The sequence below is a fragment of the Pseudoselenomonas ruminantium genome (genome assembly GCF_900142515.1).
GTDB classification, from domain to species: domain Bacteria; phylum Bacillota; class Negativicutes; order Selenomonadales; family Selenomonadaceae; genus Selenomonas_A; species Selenomonas_A ruminantium_D.
Window position 1 is genome coordinate 50,055 of sequence record NZ_FRBC01000005.1, and the last position, 20,500, is coordinate 70,554.

19 protein-coding genes and 1 tRNA gene are annotated in these 20,500 nt (G+C 52.2%); 18 read left to right on the plus strand and 2 right to left on the minus strand.

What is annotated here, in order from left to right; all coding sequences use genetic code 11:
- Nucleotides 1–257: 257 nt before the first annotated feature.
- A tRNA-Ala gene (locus BUB68_RS03900) sits at nt 258–333 on the minus strand.
- Between the two features lie 419 nt (nt 334–752).
- On the opposite strand from BUB68_RS03900, the gene BUB68_RS03905 reads away from it, so the two are divergent.
- The 17 genes from BUB68_RS03905 (at nt 753) to BUB68_RS03985 (ending at nt 17,611) form a co-directional block, all read left to right on the plus strand.
- On the plus strand, nt 753–1,829 hold the full coding sequence (locus BUB68_RS03905) for a hydrogenase small subunit (protein WP_073088477.1): 1,077 nt from the start codon (nt 753–755) through the stop codon (nt 1,827–1,829).
- 16 nt (nt 1,830–1,845) lie between these two features.
- The gene (locus BUB68_RS03910; RefSeq protein ID WP_073088478.1) at nt 1,846–3,753 is read left to right on the plus strand and encodes a nickel-dependent hydrogenase large subunit; all 1,908 of its coding nucleotides are present in this window, start codon (nt 1,846–1,848) and stop codon (nt 3,751–3,753) included.
- A 20-nt stretch (nt 3,754–3,773) separates the two neighbouring features.
- Nucleotides 3,774–4,469, plus strand: coding sequence for a Ni/Fe-hydrogenase, b-type cytochrome subunit (gene cybH, locus BUB68_RS03915; RefSeq protein ID WP_073088479.1), 696 nt, complete (start codon nt 3,774–3,776; stop codon nt 4,467–4,469).
- A 203-nt stretch (nt 4,470–4,672) separates the two neighbouring features.
- Entirely contained in the window at nt 4,673–4,918 is a 246-nt protein-coding gene (locus tag BUB68_RS03920; protein ID WP_073088480.1) for a heavy-metal-associated domain-containing protein, read from the plus strand.
- A 120-nt stretch (nt 4,919–5,038) separates the two neighbouring features.
- Entirely contained in the window at nt 5,039–5,380 is a 342-nt protein-coding gene (gene hypA / locus BUB68_RS03925; RefSeq protein ID WP_073088481.1) for a hydrogenase maturation nickel metallochaperone HypA, read from the plus strand.
- A 2-nt stretch (nt 5,381–5,382) separates the two neighbouring features.
- Nucleotides 5,383–6,042: a hydrogenase nickel incorporation protein HypB gene (gene hypB / locus BUB68_RS03930; RefSeq protein ID WP_073088482.1), complete on the plus strand. Its 660-nt coding sequence runs from the start codon at nt 5,383–5,385 to the stop codon at nt 6,040–6,042.
- A 2-nt stretch (nt 6,043–6,044) separates the two neighbouring features.
- Nucleotides 6,045–6,635 (plus strand): HyaD/HybD family hydrogenase maturation endopeptidase, encoded by a 591-nt coding sequence (locus BUB68_RS03935; protein WP_178139460.1) that lies wholly within the window; start codon nt 6,045–6,047, stop codon nt 6,633–6,635.
- A 404-nt stretch (nt 6,636–7,039) separates the two neighbouring features.
- Nucleotides 7,040–7,276 carry a HypC/HybG/HupF family hydrogenase formation chaperone gene (locus tag BUB68_RS03940; RefSeq protein WP_073088483.1) on the plus strand — a complete coding sequence of 79 codons (237 nt, stop codon included), beginning with the start codon at nt 7,040–7,042 and terminating at the stop codon, nt 7,274–7,276.
- A 14-nt stretch (nt 7,277–7,290) separates the two neighbouring features.
- Complete coding sequence (hypD, locus tag BUB68_RS03945) at nt 7,291–8,394, plus strand: hydrogenase formation protein HypD (RefSeq protein WP_073088546.1); 1,104 nt, start codon at nt 7,291–7,293, stop codon at nt 8,392–8,394.
- Nucleotides 8,384–9,391 carry a hydrogenase expression/formation protein HypE gene (gene hypE / locus BUB68_RS03950; protein ID WP_073088484.1) on the plus strand — a complete coding sequence of 336 codons (1,008 nt, stop codon included), beginning with the start codon at nt 8,384–8,386 and terminating at the stop codon, nt 9,389–9,391. The genes hypD and hypE overlap by 11 nt, the downstream gene beginning before the upstream one ends.
- A gap of 108 nt (nt 9,392–9,499) precedes the next feature.
- Nucleotides 9,500–9,910: a hypothetical protein gene (locus tag BUB68_RS03955; RefSeq protein ID WP_143188077.1), complete on the plus strand. Its 411-nt coding sequence runs from the start codon at nt 9,500–9,502 to the stop codon at nt 9,908–9,910.
- A 59-nt stretch (nt 9,911–9,969) separates the two neighbouring features.
- Nucleotides 9,970–10,911, plus strand: a complete 942-nt coding sequence (locus tag BUB68_RS03960) for a cation diffusion facilitator family transporter (protein WP_073088486.1) — start codon at nt 9,970–9,972, stop codon at nt 10,909–10,911.
- Nucleotides 10,912–11,001: 90 nt separating this feature from the next.
- A complete protein-coding gene (locus BUB68_RS03965; protein WP_073088487.1) occupies nt 11,002–11,925 on the plus strand; it encodes a hypothetical protein in 924 nt (307 codons plus the stop codon).
- Between the two features lie 168 nt (nt 11,926–12,093).
- Nucleotides 12,094–13,929 carry an endonuclease/exonuclease/phosphatase family protein gene (locus BUB68_RS03970; protein ID WP_073088488.1) on the plus strand — a complete coding sequence of 612 codons (1,836 nt, stop codon included), beginning with the start codon at nt 12,094–12,096 and terminating at the stop codon, nt 13,927–13,929.
- Between the two features lie 389 nt (nt 13,930–14,318).
- Complete coding sequence (locus tag BUB68_RS03975; RefSeq protein ID WP_073088489.1) at nt 14,319–15,218, plus strand: 5'-nucleotidase, lipoprotein e(P4) family; 900 nt, start codon at nt 14,319–14,321, stop codon at nt 15,216–15,218.
- Nucleotides 15,219–15,354: 136 nt separating this feature from the next.
- Nucleotides 15,355–16,509 (plus strand): hypothetical protein, encoded by a 1,155-nt coding sequence (locus tag BUB68_RS03980; RefSeq protein WP_073088490.1) that lies wholly within the window; start codon nt 15,355–15,357, stop codon nt 16,507–16,509.
- Nucleotides 16,510–16,813: 304 nt separating this feature from the next.
- Nucleotides 16,814–17,611 (plus strand): phospholipase C/P1 nuclease family protein, encoded by a 798-nt coding sequence (locus tag BUB68_RS03985; protein ID WP_073088491.1) that lies wholly within the window; start codon nt 16,814–16,816, stop codon nt 17,609–17,611.
- Nucleotides 17,612–18,110: 499 nt separating this feature from the next.
- On the opposite strand, the gene BUB68_RS03990 is transcribed toward BUB68_RS03985, so the two are convergent.
- Entirely contained in the window at nt 18,111–19,790 is a 1,680-nt protein-coding gene (locus BUB68_RS03990; RefSeq protein WP_073088492.1) for a bifunctional metallophosphatase/5'-nucleotidase, read from the minus strand.
- 249 nt (nt 19,791–20,039) lie between these two features.
- Here BUB68_RS03990 and BUB68_RS03995 point away from each other — a divergent pair, with 249 nt between their 5' ends.
- The gene (locus BUB68_RS03995; protein WP_073088493.1) at nt 20,040–20,498 is read left to right on the plus strand and encodes a transcriptional regulator PerR; all 459 of its coding nucleotides are present in this window, start codon (nt 20,040–20,042) and stop codon (nt 20,496–20,498) included.
- Nucleotides 20,499–20,500 lie beyond the last annotated feature (2 nt).

Consider the following 20,500-nt stretch of genomic DNA (forward strand, 5'->3'; position numbering starts at 1 on the left):
GATTGTACCATAGCGAGGTTTATTAGGGAACTACAACACATAAGCGGGCACCGGTTTTGGGCAGCAGATTGTACCATAGCGAGGTTTATTAGGAAAAGCAAATAATAGCCGAGGATATTTTGTGAAAAATGTTCTCAATTATTACTGCTGACACATGACTGATACAAAAATACGGAACAGCTGAACTATTCCAGTCAGTTGTTCCGTACTATAAACCAAAGCCTTCATACATTAGATGAAGATCTATGCGTTCAAAGTGGTGGAGACGAAGGGGATTGAACCCTCGACCCCCAGATTGCGAACCTGGTGCTCTCCCAGCTGAGCTACGTCCCCGATTTAATCGTAATAGTAGTTCATTTCTGAACCTTTTTCAGTATACCGCGTTTGTTATTGTTTTACAAGAGCTGGTCGGGAAATTTGTTTTTTTATTGCTGGATATCGTATTTATTTTGCATGAAAATGTTTTTTCGTAGCAGGAAAAAGGTATTATATTGGCGAAATGGGAAAACAGTAGACCTATGGAATATGGGCGTTATTAGTCCGATTTATCAAACGATATCCTTGCTTTATTGCTTTGGAAAAATAAATAAGATTTATAGCGAATTATTATAGGGATAGATATGGAATTTTGTATTTTTTCAGCGTATAATAAAGGAGTTCGCTAATAGATTTTCTTTATGACATCGTAAACGAGCCAACGGTGTAATGAATCTAAAGCAATTTTGCAAGGATAGAAATGAGGAGGTAAAACAGTGGACAAACGGGAGAGTATGTGGGATGTATATCTCAGAAAAGGCATGAGCCGCCGCAGCTTCGTGAAATCTTGCGTAGCTCTGACTTCCCTGATGGGACTCAGCACGGACCATGTGTCCAAGGTGGTGGAAGCTGCCGAAAAGAAGCCTTTGCCGGTAGTAGTCTGGATTCACGGCCATGAATGCACGGGGTGTGATGAATCCTTCATCCGTTCCGGTGCACCGCTCGCTTCAGACCTGGTGCTGAGCCAGATTGCGCTGGAGTATGACCATCTTCTGAGTGCCGCCAGTGGCGAGCCCTTTGAGGCACATCTGGAAGAAACCATCAAAAAGTACAAGGGTCAGTACATTCTCTGTGTAGAAGGTGCTGTCTGCACGAAGGACAACGGTGTTTACTGCATGTCCGGCGGCAAGCCCTTCATCGAGACATTGCAGCACGCTGCCCATAATGCAGCAGCGGTCATCGCTTATGGTACCTGTGCGGTATCCGGCGGTATCCAGGCTGCGAAACCGAACCCGACGGGGTCAGCCGGTATCGCTCATTTTGCAGGCAAGACGCCGGTCATCAATGTACCGGGCTGCCCGCCGATTCCGGAAGTCATGACGGGCGTCGTGATGCACGTTGCCCTCTTTGGTACGGTACCGCCGCTTGATAACGAGGGCCGTCCCAAGCAGTTCTATGGCAACCGCATCCACGATACCTGCTATCGCCGTCCCTTCTTCGATGCCGGGATGTTTGCGGAACGCTTCGATGATGCCGGCGCCAAAGCTGGCTGGTGTCTCTACAAGCTGGGCTGCCGTGGCCCCGAGACCTACAACTCCTGCGGCAACCTGCGTTGGTTCCAGGGCATGAGTTATCCGATTCAGTCCGGTGCACCCTGCATTGGCTGCTCCAATGCCCATTTCTGGGAGGAAGATCCGATGACCACCCGCATGCCGGAGTATGGTCCCCTCGGGAATGTGGATAAGATCGGTGCCGCTATGGCCGTTGGTACGGCTGCCGGCGTAGCTGTCCATGGTGCTATGAGCGTCATCCAGAAGCAGAAACGCGAAGCGGAAGAACATGAGAAGGAATAAGGGAGCAGGTGAATAAATGAAACATGTAGTAGTAGATCCGGTAACCCGCATCGAAGGCCATCTTCGTGTCGAGGTTCAGGTAGATGAAGCAACGGGCAAGGTCACAGACGCTGTTTCCTCCGGTACCGCCTGGCGCGGTCTGGAACTTGTCATGAAAGACCGTGACCCGCGTGATGCCTGGGCATATATCCAGCGCATCTGCGGCGTGTGCACCACCGCACATGCCCTTGGTGCTGTCCGTGCCGTTGAAGACGCACTGGGCATTGCCATTCCGAAGAATGCCAACTATATCCGCAATATCATGGCAGCAACCCTTACGGTTCAGGACCATATCGTGCATTTCTATCATCTGCACGCATTGGACTGGGTCAGCCCGGTAGAAGCTCTGGCGGCTGATCCCATTGCCACGGCTAACCTTCAGACTACGCTGCTGAATGCATACAGACTGCCTTTCCGTGCGCCGGAGACTTCCACGACGGAAGCCTATGAGCATGATTTCCCGGCTGCTACGCCTCAGTACTTTGAACAGATCAAAGGCAAGGTAAAGGCTATCGTCGAAAGCGGTCAGCTCGGTATCTTCTCCGCCAACTGGTGGGATCATCCCGATTACAAGCTGCTGCCGCCGGAAGTTCATCTCCTGGCTGTGGCACATTATCTCGAAATGCTCGACAAGCAGCGTGAACTCGTTACGCCGCATGTCATCTTCGGCGGCAAGAACCCGCATCCGCATTATGTGGTCGGCGGTATGCCCTGCTCCATTTCCCTGGACGATGGCAATGCACCGGTCAACACGGCCAGACTGGAGATCGTGGACCGTGCCATCAATATGGGCAGAAGCCTCGTGAACAATTATTATCTGCCTGACTTGCTGGCAATCGGTGCAGCATATGTCAAAGCCGGCCGCGTCGATGGCGGCGGCATGGCCAAGACCTGCGTGCTGGGTTATGGCTCCTATCCGATCGAAGGCTACACGGGCACGTCCGATGGCGGCTTCTTCAAGAACCAGCTCATCCGTTGCAACGGCGTAGTCGAAGATTTCGGCAAGGGCATTGCAGCCGCTAAGTTCTCGGAGGTAACGGCAGAAGATGTTACGACGGAAAATATTACGGAAAGCGTTGACCACGCTTGGTATGAGTATCCTGCCGGGAAGAAAGACCTGCATCCTTGGGATGGCGTTACTGCGCCTAAGTTCACCGGTCCTAAAGAGGGCACGGCGACGGATTGGAAGGCGCTCAATGAGACCGGCAAATATTCCTGGCTGAAGACGCCGAAATGGAAGGGCAAGCTCTGCGAAGTTGGCCCGCTGGCTCGCTATATCATCATCTACACCAAGGCCAAGAAAGGCCTGCTGCCGGAACCGACCTGGGCAGAGAAGATGATGCTCGATCAGCTCGATGCAGTTTCCAAGGTCCTGGGCCTGGCTCCGGAAGTATGGCTGCCGACGATGGTTGGCCGTACGGCTGCGCGTGCGCTTGATGCACAGCTCAATGCAGAGATCAACAAGTTCTTCTTTGATAAGCTCATTGCCAACATCAAGTCTGGCGATACGAAGGTAGCCAACTCCGATAAGTGGGAAATCAGCACCTGGCCGAAAGACTGCAAAGGTGTTGGCCTCTACGAGGCACCGCGTGGCGCACTGTCCCATTACATCCATATCAAGGATGGCAAGACCTTCAACTACCAGTGCATCGTGCCGACCACCTGGAATGCCTGCCCGCGTGACGATAACGCCGGCAATGGTGCCTATGAGATGGCCATGAAGGACACGCAGGTGAAAGTGCCCGACAAGCCGCTGGAAATCGTAAAGGTTGTCCGTTCCTTTGACCCCTGCATGGCTTGTGCAACCCATATGTTCAATGCCAAGGGTGAAAAGATCAATGTCATTACCACGGATCCTTATTCTGGTACCCGCGTTGACAAGTAATCTGCAGAAAGGAAAAGGCTATGAAACAAGTAGTTCGCAGGGAATATTACCTGTTTAGTCCCTGGCTGCGGATTTTTCACTGGATTATGGTGGTGAGCATCTGCGTGCTGTTCGCTACAGGCCTGATGATCACCAGCCCATGGATTATCTATTCCGCAGAGCCGACGTTCTCTGGCATGACGGTAGATAACATCCGCAATATCCATTTCCTGGCAGCCTATCTGTTTAGTGCCGCGTTTATCCTGAAAATCTACGGCTTTATCATCAATCCTGGTGATCGGCTGTTCCCCCATGTGTGGAAGGGATATTTCTACAGCAATACAGTAGATGTGGCACTGCATTATATGTTCCTGAGATCGGAGCATGCTTCTTATCTGCGTAACCCGCTGGCACGCTGCTCCTATGCGTTCCTGTATGTACTGGTGTTCATCGAGATCCTCACGGGTTTCGGCATCTACTATATGACGGATCCTTTCGGCATCGGCGGCACCTTGTTCGGCTGGGTGATTACGGTGCTCGGCGGCGAGATGATGGCACATCTCGTGCATCATTATGTGGCCTGGGCGATTATCCTGTTTGCCATCGGCCATCTCTACATGGTTATCCGTGCTGAGTTTATGGAAGGGGAGAGCGAGGTTTCCTCGATGTTCTCCGGCAGCAAGATCCTGGCGCATGAACCGAGAGATGCTGGTCACCTCGATGGGACGCTGAAGTAAGTCTTTTGTTACTGACCACTGGGCAAGATTGGCTAGCGGTTATAGTTAGTGCGTAATTTCTGTACTTTTCTTTGGTGCAAAGAAAAGTACCAAAAGAAACAGCGGACTGAAATCGCATCACGCGATTTACGTCCGCCGGCGCTCTTCCTTGAGCGCCGGGCAACGATAACGCACGATTTGATTCAATAAAGGAGGCTTTGCCCATGTGTAAAGAATGTGGTTGCGGGCATGAGGGTGCTGCGAATACCCGCCTGCAGTTTACGGTGCATGGTTATACTGAGGAGATCGCTCAGGAAGTGGAAAAAGAACTTCTGGGGATGCCCGGGGTACTGTATGTCCATATCCATGCCCATGATGGTGAGACCACGGTGGATTACAATCCGGAGAAGACGAAGCTCGGAGAGATCCTGAAGGCTTTGAATGATCGCGGATTGGATGCCATCCTGTAAGTCACAGCTTTGGATTACGCCTTCCCTGCCCTTATTAGTGTTGGCGGGGGAGGCGTTTTCATTATGTATCAGATGGGGGAACACTCCCAACAAGATGCTTTATAAAAAGGGTGAAAAGTTATGCATGAAATGGCCATTGCCGAGGGCATTCTGGATATTGCTTTGGACTATGCAAAACAGAATGCTGCCAAAAAGATCAATGAAATCGGCCTGCTTTTGGGTGAAATGTCCGGTGTCGAGGTGGATTCCCTGGAATTTTCCTTTAACATGCTGGTGCAGGGAACCATTGCCGAAGGGGCACAGCTTAAGATAAAACATGTGCCGTTGGTGGGCAGGTGCAGCAAATGCGGCAGGGAATATCATATCGAACATTATGATTTCTGGTGTCCCGAATGCGAGAATGGCGTGCTTACGACCATCAGCGGCAGGGAGATGCAGGTGGAATATCTGGAGGTTGACTGAATATGGAAATCAAGGTTATCAAGAATATCTTAGGGGAAAATGACCGGCTGGCCGCTGAAAATCAGGCCATGTTTGCGGCAAAGAAAGTGTTCGTGCTGAACTTTATGGGTTCGCCGGGGGCGGGCAAGACTTCAGTGCTCGAAAAGACGATGGAGCGGCTCAAGGATAAGATCAACATGGCGGTCATCGAGGGCGATCTTTTCACGAGCAAGGATGCGGAGCGCATCGACAAATACGGCGTACCGGTCATCCAGATCAATACGGCAGGCGGCTGCCATCTCGATGCCAATATGGTGCAGAAGACCGTCAAGGAAATGAATCTGGACGAGCTGGATTTACTGGTGGTGGAAAATGTGGGCAATCTCGTGTGCCCGGCAGAATTCCCCGTGGGTGAAGATGCCCGGGCTGTGGTGCTCTCGGTAACGGAAGGAGACGACAAGCCGCTGAAGTACCCGCTGATGTTCAAGGAAAGCGAGATTGCATTGATCAACAAGGTGGATCTGGCGCCCTACTGCAATTTCAATATGGAGTCAGCGAAGAAGGATATCACGAGCCTGCATCCGGGCATCGGGGTGCTGGAGGTGTCCTGCACCAAGGGCGATGGAATTGATGCCTGGTGTGACTGGCTGCTGCAGAAGATTGCGGCGAAGAAAGGAAACTGATTATGGCAGATGTATTTACGGCAGGCGGCACATCCTCTTTGGATAATGTGCTCTATAAGACAGAAGTGACGATTTTGGGCATCGGCAATATCATCCTGCGGGATGAGGGGTTTGGTGTGCGTGTGGCGGAATATCTCGACAAGCATTATGAGTTCCCGGAGCATGTGCAGATTGTGGACGGTGGTACGCTGGGGATTGAGCTCACGCAGTATGTGACGGGGACGGAGAAGCTGTTGGTGATTGATTCCATCAACGGCGGTGCCGAGCCGGGTACGACCTTCCGTTTCCATAATGATGATGTCATGGAGCATTTTCAGGATAAGCTTTCGGCTCATGAAGTCGGCATCCAGGATGTGCTGGGACTGCTGACGGTCACCGGGCATAAGATTCCCGATGTGGTGGTCATCGGCGCCCAGCCATATGATGTGGAGGCGGGCGTGGAACTGTCTGACGGCATGATGAAGCTTTTGCCGGGGATGGTGGAACAGGCACTGGCGGAACTCAAAAACTGGGGCATTGAGCCGAAAGTGCGGACGGGCGTTGCTGATATGGACTATAATAAAGTTGCTGAGGACTTTTCGGCTGTCAGATGATGCGTGGTGGCTTCGGGCGGCGGGGGTGTTGTGCTTCCGCTTAGACTGTCCGCTAAAAGTATTTTTTGCCCTTATGTCCGTAAAAATGCCTAAACTCGCTGCGCTCAAACAGTAGGCATTTTGGCGGACGGCAAAAAATACTTTCTTAACGCGGACAGTCAAACGCTCCAGCACAACACCCCCGCCGCCCTGCGCCAGGCAAATTTGCTGTAAAATAGCTATGTTGTTCGGCACAAAGAGAGGCTGATAGGCAGAATTTGTTTGTTGTTAAGGATAAAGTTTGTTAGTAATACGCTGAAAGTAGAAAATAGAAAGTTTCCCCCTCTGGGGGGAAGTGGTGCGAAGCACCGAAAGGGGCAACAATGAATCTGTATCGTTGCCCACCACAAATGGAGGTAGATAATATGTGTTTGGCTGTTCCTGCCAAAGTGATTGAGATAAAGGATGCCATGGGTACGGTGGATATTGCTGGTGTCACCCGTGATGTGAGCCTGATGCTTTTGCCGGAGACGAAGATTGGCGATTATGTTTTAGTCCATGCCGGCTTTGCCATGCAGAAGGTGGAGGAGAAGGATGCGCAGGAGACTTATGCCTTGATGGCGGAGATGCGCGGAGCGCCGAGGACGGTGGATAAGCTGTGACGGGACAGGAGAAACTGACGAAAGCTGAGGAGCGGGAGTTTGCCAGAGAACTCGTAACGAAGATTGGTGAACTGGCCGCGTCCACGGGGCGCAAGCTGCGCTTTATGGAGGTCTGCGGCACGCATACGGTGGCGATTTTCCGGGCAGGGCTTCGGCAGATGCTGCCGGAAACGGTGGAACTGGTGTCGGGGCCGGGGTGTCCGGTCTGCGTGACGCCGGACGATTATATGGACAAGGCCATTGCCTATGCGGAACGTGATGATGTGATCATCGCGACTTTCGGCGATATGCTGAAAGTACCGGGTTCGAAGTCGAGTTTGAACGAGGCCAAGACCAATGGCGCAGATATCCGCATTGTGTATTCGCCTATGGACAGCATTCAGATAGCCAAAGACAATCCGGACAAGAAGGTCATTTTCCTGGCGGTGGGCTTTGAGACCACCGCGCCTACGGCGGCGGCTACGGTGCTGGCTGCTGAGCAGCAGGGGATTGATAATCTCTTCATGCTTTCTGCGCAGAAGCTGGTGCCGCCAGTCATGGAAACCCTGCTCAATGATGAGGAAGTCCATGTGGATGGTTTTATCCTGCCGGGGCATGTATCGGTTGTCACAGGGACTGGTGTTTATGAGCCGGTCATCACGAAATATCACGTGCCCGGAGTGGTCACGGGGTTTGAGCCGGTGCAGATCCTGCGGGGGCTTTACCGCCTTGTGCAGCAGGTGGCAAAGGGTGAGGCCAGAGTGGAAAATGAGTATACGGACGTGGTGAAGCCTGAGGGCAATCCCGTATCCATGATGATCACCAACCAAGTCTATGAACCCTGCGATACCGGCTGGCGCGGCATGGGCGTTGTGCCTCTGTCCGGGCTGAAGATGCGGGCCGGATACGCCCGCTTTGATATTGAGCAGGTCCTGCCCATCGAGGTGGAGACGGTGGCGAAGAAAACGGCCTGCCGCTGTGGGGAAGTGCTCCGGGGAATCGTGACGCCCAAGGAGTGCCCTCTGTTTGGCAAGGCCTGTGTGCCCACGCATGCCATCGGCCCCTGCATGGTGTCGGTGGAAGGCGTGTGTGCGGCCTGGTATAAATATGGTCAGGGGAGGTTTACATATGGCAAGTGATAAAGTGACTCTGGCCCATGGTGCCGGAGGACGGGTGAGTCAGGAACTCATGGAGCAGGTGATTTTGCCGGCGTATGGCAATCCGGTGCTCAATACCCTCCATGATGGGGCATTGGTGCAGATGAGCGGCGAGGTGGCATTCACCACGGATTCCTATGTGGTGCAGCCGCTGTTCTTCGCGGGCGGCAATATCGGCAAGCTGGCCATCTGCGGCACGGTCAATGATCTGGCGATGACCGGCGCGGTTCCACGTTATATTTCCGTGGGGATGATCATCGAGGAAGGCTTCCCCATCAAGGATCTGCAGACCATTGTGAGCACGATGAAGAAGATGGCGGACGAGGCTGGCGTGGTCATTGCCACGGGCGATACGAAGGTCGTGGAGAAAGGCAAGGCGGACGGTATTTTCATCAATACCGCCGGCATTGGCGACAAGATTCCAGGCACGGATATCAGCCCGCTGAAGGTGCAGCCGGGGATGAAGGTCATCTTGTCCGGCTATATCGGTGACCATGCGGCGGCCATCATGGCCGGGCGGCATAATATCAGCCTGCCAGCCAGCGTGCAGACGGATTGTGCGCCGTTGAACAAGATGACCAAAGCGATGCTGGAAGCGGCGCCGGATATCGCCGTGCTGCGCGACCCCACGCGTGGCGGCGTAGCGGCGGTGCTCAATGAGATCGCGGCAGCATCGAAGTGTGGTATCCTGATCGACGAGGATGAGATTCCCATCCATCCGGAAGTGCAGGGGGTCTGCGATATGCTGGGCTTCGATCCGCTGTATCTGGCTAACGAGGGCAAATGTGTGGCCTTCGTGCCGGCAGGCAGTGCGGAAAAAGTGCTCAAGGCCATGCGGACGAGTCCTTATGGACAGGATGCACGCATTATCGGTGAGGTGACGGCAGAAGCACCGGGAACCGTCGGTTTGCGGACGGCTATCGGCGGTATCCGCGTGGTGGATATGCCGCTGGGGAATATCGTGCCCCGAATTTGCTGAATGGCTTGCGTCAAACTATCTTTTTAGCTATAATGGGTCATGTTTAGAAGAATTCAGCTACACAGATAGAAAGAAGAGGCATGCATGAAAATAGGGCGGATTTTACCTTTGTTGATGGGTTTATGGCTGCTGGGGAGCGTTACGGTTTTTGCGGCGGAGAAGCTGCAATTTGTGGATGCAGTAGGTCCTACGGGATATTATGTGGATGTGAATTCCATTGCTTATACCACAGAGGAAGCGCCGCAGCTGGATGGTTCAATGCGCACGTATGAATTGGTGCAGGCACGGGTGGCGGTGGTCAAGGCCCGTACGCAGCGCCGCTATACCTATCTGATGCAGTTCAACAAGGAAAAGATGGTGTATCGCATTATTTCTTCCAAAGTTCAGGCCTATGATACGAAGGAAGTCTTGGAGAAAAGCGATGCCGTATCCCAGGAATTGCCCTTTGTAGAGACATCCCCCATGCAGGAAGTGGTGGATTATATTTACGCGCAGTCCCGCGGCAAGAAACGTATGTAACAAGCTGCCCCCTATTGGGGGCAGCTTGTTTAGGTCATATGCAAATTGGGGGGATTATCATGACCGAAATCGATGTTTTAAAAAAAGACACGGCCTATCTGTCCATCATATCCAATACGGTGCTGGTGCTCTTGAAGCTGATTGTGGGCGTATGGGTTGGCGCTGTGAGCCTGATTTCCGAAGCGCTCCATTCCAGTGTGGATCTGCTGGCTTCGCTGATTGCGTTCTGGGCGGTGAAAAAATCCGTCACGCCGCCGGATCTGGAGCATGATTATGGACATGGCAAGTTTGAAAACCTTTCGGCAGCCGTGGAGGCCCTGCTGATTGTTGCTGCCGCTGGCGGTATCGTCTACGAGGCCTTTGAACATTTGGGGCAGGATACGGTGCCGGAGATGCTGCACTTTGGCGTGGCAATCATGCTGGTGTCCATCATCATCAATCTCGTGGTATCGCAGAAATTGATTTCCGTGGGCAAGCTCACCGAATCGCAGGCATTGGAGGCTGATGGCCTGCACCTGCGCGCGGATGTCTGGACGTCTGTCGGCGTCATGGCAGGCCTGCTGCTCATGGAAGTCACTGGCTGGGCCTGGCTGGATGGTGCCATTGCCATTGTGGTGGCGGTGATCATCTTCCGGGAAGGCTGGAAGATGGTCGTGGATTCTACGATGGAGCTGACAGATGTGAGCCTGCCAGAGGAGATGGAAAGCCGCATCATGGAAATCATTGATGATATTCCTGAAGTCCGGGGATGCCACTGCCTGCGCACGCGTAAGTCCGGGTCCTACAAGTTGCTGGATGTGCATGTGCTCTTTGATGGCAATATGCATCTGGCGCATGTCCATGCCATCTGCGATGAATTGGAAGAGGCAATCCGGGCGGAATTCGGTGCCTTTGATATCCTGATCCACCCGGAACCGGCCGGCAATCATGCGCCGGAAACCAAGGCCGAGCAATATGAGCTGGCCAAGCATCAGGAGAAGGCCACCCTGCTCAAAGAATGAGGGGCAAATTTTTAACGTAAATTTAAGAAATATCCCGTAAAATATGTTAAAATGGTATTTGTGATTTAGAAATTGAATGGGGGACCGATTATGAAATTCCGTAAGATATGTGCATCTTTCCTGTCCGCTTTGCTGGTGGCAACTTCTGTGGGGATTGCGAGTGCTGCTACGCCAGAGACGGTGCAGGGAAAACTGGAGGTCATGGAAAAGGACACCTATGGTGTGGAGCAGACCGGTGCCATCCTGGAACGCATCAATAAACTGGAAAAAGATTATGATGGTGCTCATCGCAGTGGCAGCATGATGGCCCGTGTGGATGCCCTTTATGATGAGATGTATAAGAACAACGGCAAGCCTTCCATGATGGCACAGCTCAATGCCATCGAGTGGAATATCGACCATGAGGCCAGCATGAATTCCGTGGAAAAGCGCGTGGCCGATATGGAGATGACCATCAGCGGCCAGACGAATGAAGGCACCTATAAAAAGCGTATCGCCAGCTTGTCCCGTGCTTCCTTCGGCACGGAAAAGCTCCCGATGGAGAAGGTGATCGTCCCGCAGAATACGCTGATCAAAGTGGCACTGGTGGATGAAGTGAATACCAAGAACCTGAAAAAAGGTGATACGATCCGTTACAAAGTGGCAGCGGATGTCATCGTGGATGGCAAACTGGTCTTTGCAAAAGGCGAACCGGGAGATGGCGTGGTCACGAACGTGAAGCAGGCCCGCAACTTTGGCCGCAACGCCAAACTGGACATTGATTATAAACAGACGAAATCCATCGACGGAACCTATGTCAACACTTTCATGGGTGAAGAGGCCAAACAGGAGATGAAGAATCTGGCCATGGCGGCTGGTGCCAGCCTGGCGGGCATCGTGATCCTGGGGCCGATTGGCGTCATCGGCGGTGCCTTTGTCAATGGTAAGAATATCGACCTGCCTGCCGGCACCGAATTCTACATCCAGACGAAAAGCGCGACCAGCCTGTATGGTGTAGCAACGACGGCTAACTGAAGATGATTGGCTGACGGAGAGACTGCAAAGGCTTGCCCTTCTGCAGTCTCTTTTTTGCGCGTGCATAAGAGGATAAGATTTATCTGAAAAATTTATCTATTGACAATATTTCATGGATACTTTACAATCTACATGGGAAAATCCGTATTGACGAAAGGGGATCTTTATATGTTATTCACGAAGAAGACATGGCTGCGAGCAGGAATGGCGGCCATGATGCTTACAGGAGCCGGCCTCTATACCGCGCCGGAACTGCCCTGGCAGGCTGGCATCAGCTATGCGGCGGAGCAGAAGGCTTCTCTGCATATCGGTGACATTCAGGGCGAGAGCCATGTTTCGCCGTATAAGGGGAAGACGGTCAAGGATATCCGCGGCGTTATCACGTTCCGTCAGAGCGAGAGCGTTTTCTTCATTCAGGATGAGGGCGATGGCAACGACAAGACAGCTGATGGCATCATGGTCTATGCACCGAACACCAGCGCCGGGATTGGCGATTATGTTTCTGTAGATGGTGAAGTGACCGAATTCTATGGCCCGGGCTATAAGGGCAAGGAAGAAACGGATCTTTCCATCACGGAAATCAAGGCCAGCAAGGTAAAACAGCTGGGACGCAAGGAGCTGCCCCAACCGGTAGTCCTGGACAAGGACCGCAAGATTCCGCGCAAAGTCATCGACAGCGATGGCCTTACGGTGTTCAATCCCGATAAAGATGCGATTGACTTCTGGGAATCCTTGGAAGGCATGCTGGTGGAAGTGGAACAGCCCATTATCCTGGGGCCGCAGCGCTATGGCGAGATCTTTGTCGTACCTGGCACGCATGAAGGGCCGTTCAATAATTCGGGCAGCCTGTCCATTACGGCTGAGGATATGCATCCCGAGCATATCTGCCTGTCCATGGTCGGGGGAAATGCCAAGAGCTATGTCTGCAAATCCGGTGACCGATTGAACGGCAATGTTACGGGTGTGGTTTCCTACGGCTTTGGCATCTTCAAGGTGCTCACCCGTACGAATCAGATGCCGCCGCTGGTAGATGGCGGACTGCAGCCGGAAAAGACCACCATCAATCCGGACCCGGCCAAACTGCTGGTGGCTTCCTACAACATTGAAAATTTCTCGGCAAATCCGAGCAAGACCCCGGACCGCAAGGTGAAACGGCTGGCAGAATCCATCGTCAATGACCTCAAGAAGCCGGACATCATCACCGTGCTGGAACTGCAGGACAATGATGGCCCCACGGATAGCGGGGATGCGGATGCCACCAAGAGTGCCAAGCGCCTCACCGATGCCATCAAGGAGATCTCCGGTGTGCAGTACGACTGCGTCAACATCAATCCGAACAATAATGAGGATGGCGGCCAGCCCGGTGCCAACATCCGTGTCGCTTATTTCTATCGTCCCGACAGGGTGCAGCTGAAGGCCGGCAAAATCGGCAAGGCCAATGATGCGAACAAATGGGTGGATGGACATCTGTCCCTGAATCCGGGCCGTATCAATCCCAAGGATGAACTCTATAACTTCACGCGTAAATCTCTGGCTGCGGAATTCACCTTCAACGGCAAGGATGTGGTCATTGTGGCCAACCATCTGAACTCCAAACGCGGCGACGATACCCTCTATGGGCAGAAGCAGCCTGTGGTGCTGAAATCGGAAGCAAAACGTCTCAAACTGGCTGCTGACATCAAGAAGTTCGTGGATGAGGGCTTCAAACAGAACCCGAATCTCAACATCATCCTCACGGGTGACTTCAACGATTTCGAATTCAGCCCCGTAATCAAGACCTTCGAGGGGGCCAACATGACCAGCGTGATCAAGGACTATGATTTAGGTGACCGCTATGCCTACTATTATCAGGGAAATAACCAGATTCTGGACAATATCATTGTCAGCAATAATCTGAAAGGTCACTACGAATTCGACATCGTGCATGTGAACTCTTCTTTCATGGAAGAACACGGCCGTGTCAGCGACCATGATCCGCTGCTGATCCAGCTCGATCTGCAATAAAATATTGGCAGGAAAAACGCCTTCCCGGAAGGGAAGGCGTTTTGATGTGCAGATCAAAATTGTTACACCGCATTTTTCAGGCGAATTTCAGAAAAATGAGAGAAAGTAGTAAATGAATGTGTACTATGTAGGACACCTGACCTTTTATTTCACGAAAAAGCAGGATATAATAAACCTGTAGTTCTCAAATAGTTTGAAAATTAGCAAGAGAAACAACAATTAGAGCGAAATGAGAGATTGCGCTGAAAGCCTATTCTTTGGCAGGCAGGCAACATGGAAACTGCCTGAACAGATCGGAACCATGTGCTGCAGCGTGATTCGGGGAATCATCCTCTGACGGTTGGGAACCTGGCGATTTTCAGACAGGGTTATTTTAGGGGGTTATGTAGATGAATTTCTTGAGCAAGAGAAAGAGCCTGCTGATTGCAGCCGCTATGAGCGTCTCATTTATGGCAGCGCCGCTTTCGACCAGTTATGCTGCAGATGTTCCTGCTGATTACACGCAGGAGCAGCTGAACGGTGAATTGGGAATGGCTGTGGCTTGGTTCCAGAACTCCGCTGAGTACCGTGAGCTTTGCTATCAGGCATACAACACGGCATTAGAGCGTGTCGTGCATGCGGTTGCCCATCACAAGAAGGGTGACAAGCCGCTGGCTATTGTTCTCGATGCGGATGAAACGGTATTGGACAACAGCGCTTTTGAAGCCGGCCTTATCGGTACGGGCAACAGCTACAGCAATGCTACCTGGGATGAATGGTGCGCTGCTGCTAAGGCTACGGCAATGCCGGGTGCCGCTGAATATCTCCAGGCTGTGGACAGACTGGGTGTAGATATTTTCTATGTGACGAACCGCAGCATGAAGACACAGTACGAAGGTTCCGCTAAAAACATGAAGGCAATCGGCTTCCCGCAGATTGACAAGAAGCATATGCTGCTGAAGACGGACACGAGCGATAAGATGCCCCGCTTCGAGCAGGTCATGAAAGACTATGATGTAGTGGTTTTCATGGGCGACAACACCGGCGATATGCCAATCGGTTCTTATCACAAGAGCCAGGAAGAACGCAATGGCCTTGTTGATCAGCATCAGAAGGAATTTGGCAACCGCTTCATCGTGCTGCCGAACCCGACCTATGGTGACTGGGAACCTGTTCTGGCGAAAGACGGCAACTACTGGAAACAGAGCCCTGCTGAAAAGAGCGAAACCCGCCGCAAGTCCCTGCGCACCTGGCGTCCGATGAAGAACGCTCAGGACAAGGCTAACACCAAACCCGGGACAGAAAACTAACACCCCAAAGAGGCATAAAGCCAACCTCCCCCTTCAGGGGGAGATGGGCAAGGCCCAGAGGGGGTAGCGTACTATCCGCTTAGTACGACCTGACATTAAATAATAGAGACGTTTTTAGAAGATAGGGGATATCATAATGAAAAAATCAGCTAAATTATCATTGGCCATGGCCCTGATGATGGGGACCACCGCTGGTGTAAGCGTAGTTGCACCGCAGACGGCCAGTGCAGAGATTTCCGATAAGTTCCGCATGGAAATCAACGGCGTAATCGGCTACAACTGGGACAAACATAAACTGGGCTACGGCAAATGGGATACCACTGACCGAAAACAGGTAGACCGGAGCTATTGGAACAACTATACTCGTCTGCAGATCCAGTATCATCAGGACAAAAACACCATGTTCCAGGCACGTCTGCACTCTGGTTACGAAACTGTTTTAAAAGACAACAAGCACGTAAGCCAGAACAGCGATGCGTACTTTGACCAGGCATTCCTGCAGCTGCGTGACCGCAAGGCCAATATGGTCTATACCCTTGGTAAGAAGGGCGCATACCTTGGTCAGGGCTTGATCCATAACTCCACGGGTAACCTGACGGGTGCGCAGATTTCCTTCGGTAACTGGTATGACCCGACCTGCCTGCAGTTGTTGGTGGGCCAGAAGGCCAACGGCTCCAACTTCTATGCTGCTAACTTCACCCATAATGTGACCAAACCGTGGCAGTTCTCCCTGACCTATATCGACCATGATACCGATGTGAATGACGGCGGCGATGGCCGTGCCACCCAGACCAACTGGGATGGTTCCATAACCAGCAAGGGGTATAATGAACTCCATCTGCTGTCCGTAGGTTCCAAGGTAAAAGCCAAGGATTTCACGGTACAGGGCGAGTTCATCAATAACTTCTCCAAGAAAGTCAGCAACAGAAGCACGGCTTATGGTAACCGTACGGCCAACAACAATGCTGGCAGACGTGCATGGTACGTTGAAGTGTTCACCGGCCCGACCTCTGATATGACTTCCGGCCTGCCCCTGCAGAAACCGGGGACGAATGTATGGTCCCTCAAGTATCAGGATGTCGGCGTGAATGCTACGGATTCGCACAACACGACCTTCTTTGATGATGCCAGAGGCTGGCGTCTCAACTATGGTCATACCTTCAAGAAGGGGCTTTCTGCAGATATCGCAGTTTCCCGTATGAAGGATAAAGGTGGTTCCGACTACCGTGACAAATATGATGGCCAGTGGAAGACGGCTGTAACCGCTGAAGTTGCCTACAAGTTCCGTTGATTCCCCTAAAAATTAACTCATAAAGAGGGGCTGTGAAAAGTCCTGAAGCTGCCCCCTTCAGGGGGAAGTGCCCGTAAGGGCAAAGGGGGTAACTTTTTATCCGATTCGTATAAGCGAACAAGCTAAAGAGTAACCCCTTCCGGCTCTGACGAGCCACCTTCCCCCTGAAGGGGACGGCGGAAGGACGATTCACAGCCTCTTTGTATTACAAGGCCCTTGAGAAAGCTGCCCCCTTTAGGGAGATGTCCGCAAAGCGGACAGAGGGGGTAGTGTGTTGGTTATTTTAGAATTGGAGGTTAGATAAATGAAATTCGGCAAGAAATCCAAACTGATGATTATTCCGGCAATGCTGGCATCTTTCGGTGCCATGACCTTTGCTCCGGCGCCGGCTGAGGCCTGGACGGACCAGACCCATATGGCTATTGAGCGTGCCGCTGGTCTGATGAGCTATCAGAATGCGCCGTCTCCGGACGTTTCCAAGACGGTGTCCAACATCAACAAGCTCAGAAAGACGGATGGCCAGGGGCATTTCTTTGATGCTTCCAAACCGCCTACGCGCAAAGATGTGGAAGCACAGCTGGAAATGATCGGCCAGGGCCGTGATGACAGCCCGGACGGCTGGATCCTCGGTGCCATCATCAACGCTACCCGCAAGTCCAAGGCTTGGACGGAACTGGGCAAGTTCGATGATTACAACTATGCGATCCTCGGCCATTATTGCGGTGACCTGTCCATGCCGCTGCATATGTCCGTCTATGATGATTTCAACAAGAAACATCATCTGAACATTGACCAGACGCTCAATCACAGTGAAGTGAAATGGGATGTGGATGGTGTGCCCCTGATCACGAAGGAAATGACGGTGGATGACAGCCTCCGCTTCAACAGCGAGGATGAAATCATTGACCACATGCTGATGATTGCTAACGAGTCCTTCGAACTGGCTCAGAAGCTTCGTGCAGAAGACCGTGAACTCACCCATGAGGAAGCTATCCAGCGTGTAAACCGCAGCGCCTCCTTCTTCCGCGCCCTCATGCGCTACTGCGGCAAGACTCCGATCAACAATGACGACAATGTAAAATACGTCAACGGCGCGAACTAAACTTTGTGCGAAACAGTGTTTCGCATCCTAAAGGACTAGCGTTGCGTCGCTACGCCCTTACACGAAATCTAAGCGATTCCGCGCCTAACGGCTTGACTCGCAAAGATTTCATAGTAAAACAAGCGCAACACAAGAACCCGCCTTGTCAAAAGGCGGGTTTGTTGGTATAATGGACATAAAGAAAGCCACCGATAGACGGCTTGTTCCCTCGCTCGATGGTTAATTACTAAATTTAAACAAAAGATTTAACCGCTGAGTTTGGTCACTTGGGCGGTTATTTCTTTTTCATCGTCATTATAATGAGCCAAATCAGCAGAAGCTGCAAAGTGGTGTCATTCATAACTATGACCTCGCTTTCTCTATAAGGGATCGACCCTTTCTGCGAGGGGAAACAAGCCGCCTACCGTTATGGTGGCTGGCGCGAAAAATACGCCTCATTCATTATAAGAGAATGAGGCGTATCGGTCAAGGTGTACTCGGGATTCGAGTATGCCTTATTTTATTGTTTTTTCACGTTGATGGCTTTCCAGTTGTTATCGACGGTCGGGGTGATCGTGCCTTTTTTCTTGATGTAGTCGATGATAAGGCTGCGGACCTGGCCGTCGTCGCCGAGTTTTTTGATGGAGTCGTAGACGACTTTGGGCGGGTTGTTTTCGTTAAAGCCCATGGCTTCCATGTAGCCGCTGCCGCCGTTGAAGCGGTAGTCGTTCATGGCGAGGGTGAATTTGTCCGTATCCTGTACGGGCTTGCCCTGGTATTCGAGTTTCGTGATGCGGCTGCCTACGGGTTTGCTCATATCAATGACGTAGTCCGCACCCTGCAGCATGTCGTAGTTGTAGTCCGGGCTGGTACCATAGTAGGAAGCGGCTTTTTCCATGTACTGGCGCAGCTGCTTGCCGGTGATTTCGATGCCGTAGAGATAGTTCTCGTAAATGTAGAGGCCCGAGAGCTGCTGAAGGGTGATGGGGCCTTTTTCGATGTTCTGGCTGGTGTTGAAGGAGGCGGCGGCGGAAAGCTGCGTACCGGCTACATCCCGCTGGATGGTATTGATGAGATCCACGATGGCGGAGTCCTGATGATTGGATTCTGCACCGATGAAATCACCATCTGCCTGGCCGGCGACCTGCTGCAGATAAGCGAGGGTCTTGTCGTGCCAGGGCTTGGCCTGCTTCACGATGACGGGGTCATCGGCTACGCCTTTGACGGACAGGGCTTCGGTGGTCACTTTTTCCACCTGCCATTGGCCGTTTTTCTTGTGCAGGGTGAGCTTGCTCTGGCCCAGGAATTTGCCGTCTTTGCCGGATTCAATGACAGGGACGCCATTGATTACGGCATCTTTGTAGTCCGTGCCCTTGATGCCTGCTTTGTTGTCGATGACCACATGGTTGTGGGCGCAGATGAGGAGGTCAATGCCCGGGCAGTTCTTGGCGATGTTTACGACCTGATTCTCGTCGCTGTCCCGGTCAGCCCGTTCTACGCCGCTGTGCGTGGCCACGATGACGAGGTCAGCGCCCTTGGCTTTGACTTCTTTGATGCACTGCTGGATTACGGGAATCTGGTCGTCAAAGCGCACGCCGGCATAATGAGCGGGAGCTTCGAAATTGGGAATGGCGGGGGTAACGGTGCCGATAATGGCAACTTTGAGATTCTCGCCGTCAATCTTGAGGTTCTTGATGAGGTAGGGTTTCACGCCTTTCCAAGTCTTGCCGGTTTTCGTATCGATGGTGTTGGCGGACAGCATGATGTCCTTGCGGTCGCCAATGGCCTTCTGCAGATAGTCGAGACCGAAGTTGAATTCGTGGTTGCCGCAGAGGATGGCATCATAGCCGATGGTCTTGAAGGCGGCAAACATGGGATGCTGGCCCGCTTTCCATTCCTTGTTGTTCTTGACCATATAGGTGTCGAGCGGCGTACCCTGGATGATGTCGCCAGCGTCGATGATCAGCATGGCATCATCTTTCGTTTGCTGCTGGCGGGCTTCCTGGATCAGGGTGCTGATCTTGGCCAGGCCTACGTCCGCAGGTTTGGCCCGGAAGTAATCCCAGCCGATGACGCTGCCGTGGACATCAGAGGTGGAGAATACCGTCAGATCCCCGGCAAAGGCCGTGCCGCTGACAATGGCGGCGGTGAGAGCCGTCAGGGCGGCTTGTCTAAAGGTGCGTTTCAGGGTAATTTTCACAAAGCATCCTTCTTTCTACTATGACTATAAATATGTTAGGATATCATGATTATTGTAACTTGTTTTTTATCGTTTTAAAAGGACATCTGACCTGATAAGGCTGAAAGCTGCCCCCTTTCAGGGGCAGAGGACAAGGCAACAGGGGAGACTTTGGTTTGAATCCGGATTGACAGAGGGACTGAAAATCATTAAAATAAATGCTAATAAATAATGGTTATTTGTTAGCATTTATGAAAGAAGGTAAGTTTTATGCGGCCTCCATTGAAACCAAAGGAAGTGACGGCGCTGCTGCGGGAGCGTGGTTTCAAGGTCACGCCACAGCGGCTGGCAGTTTACAGCGCTTTGGCACATATGGATGAACATCCCAGTGCGGAGACCCTCTATAACCAGCTGCTGGAAGATTATCCCACCATGAGTCTGGCTACGGTGTATAAGTCTGTGAAGATTTTTTGCGAGGTGGGACTGGCTCAGGAATTGAATGTGGGGGAGGATTCCTTCCGTTATGATGCCAGAGTCCAGCCACATCCTCATATCCACTGCCTGCAGTGCGGGCGGGTCGATGATGTGAAGACCCTGCCCACGGACAGTTTCAGTCAGCAGGTCATGGAGGAGACCGGCTATCAGCTTACGGGACAGCAGTATTATTTCTATGGCCTTTGCCCTGCCTGCCAGCAGGCCGCGGCAGAGGCGAAGGATGGCATAGCATAGCT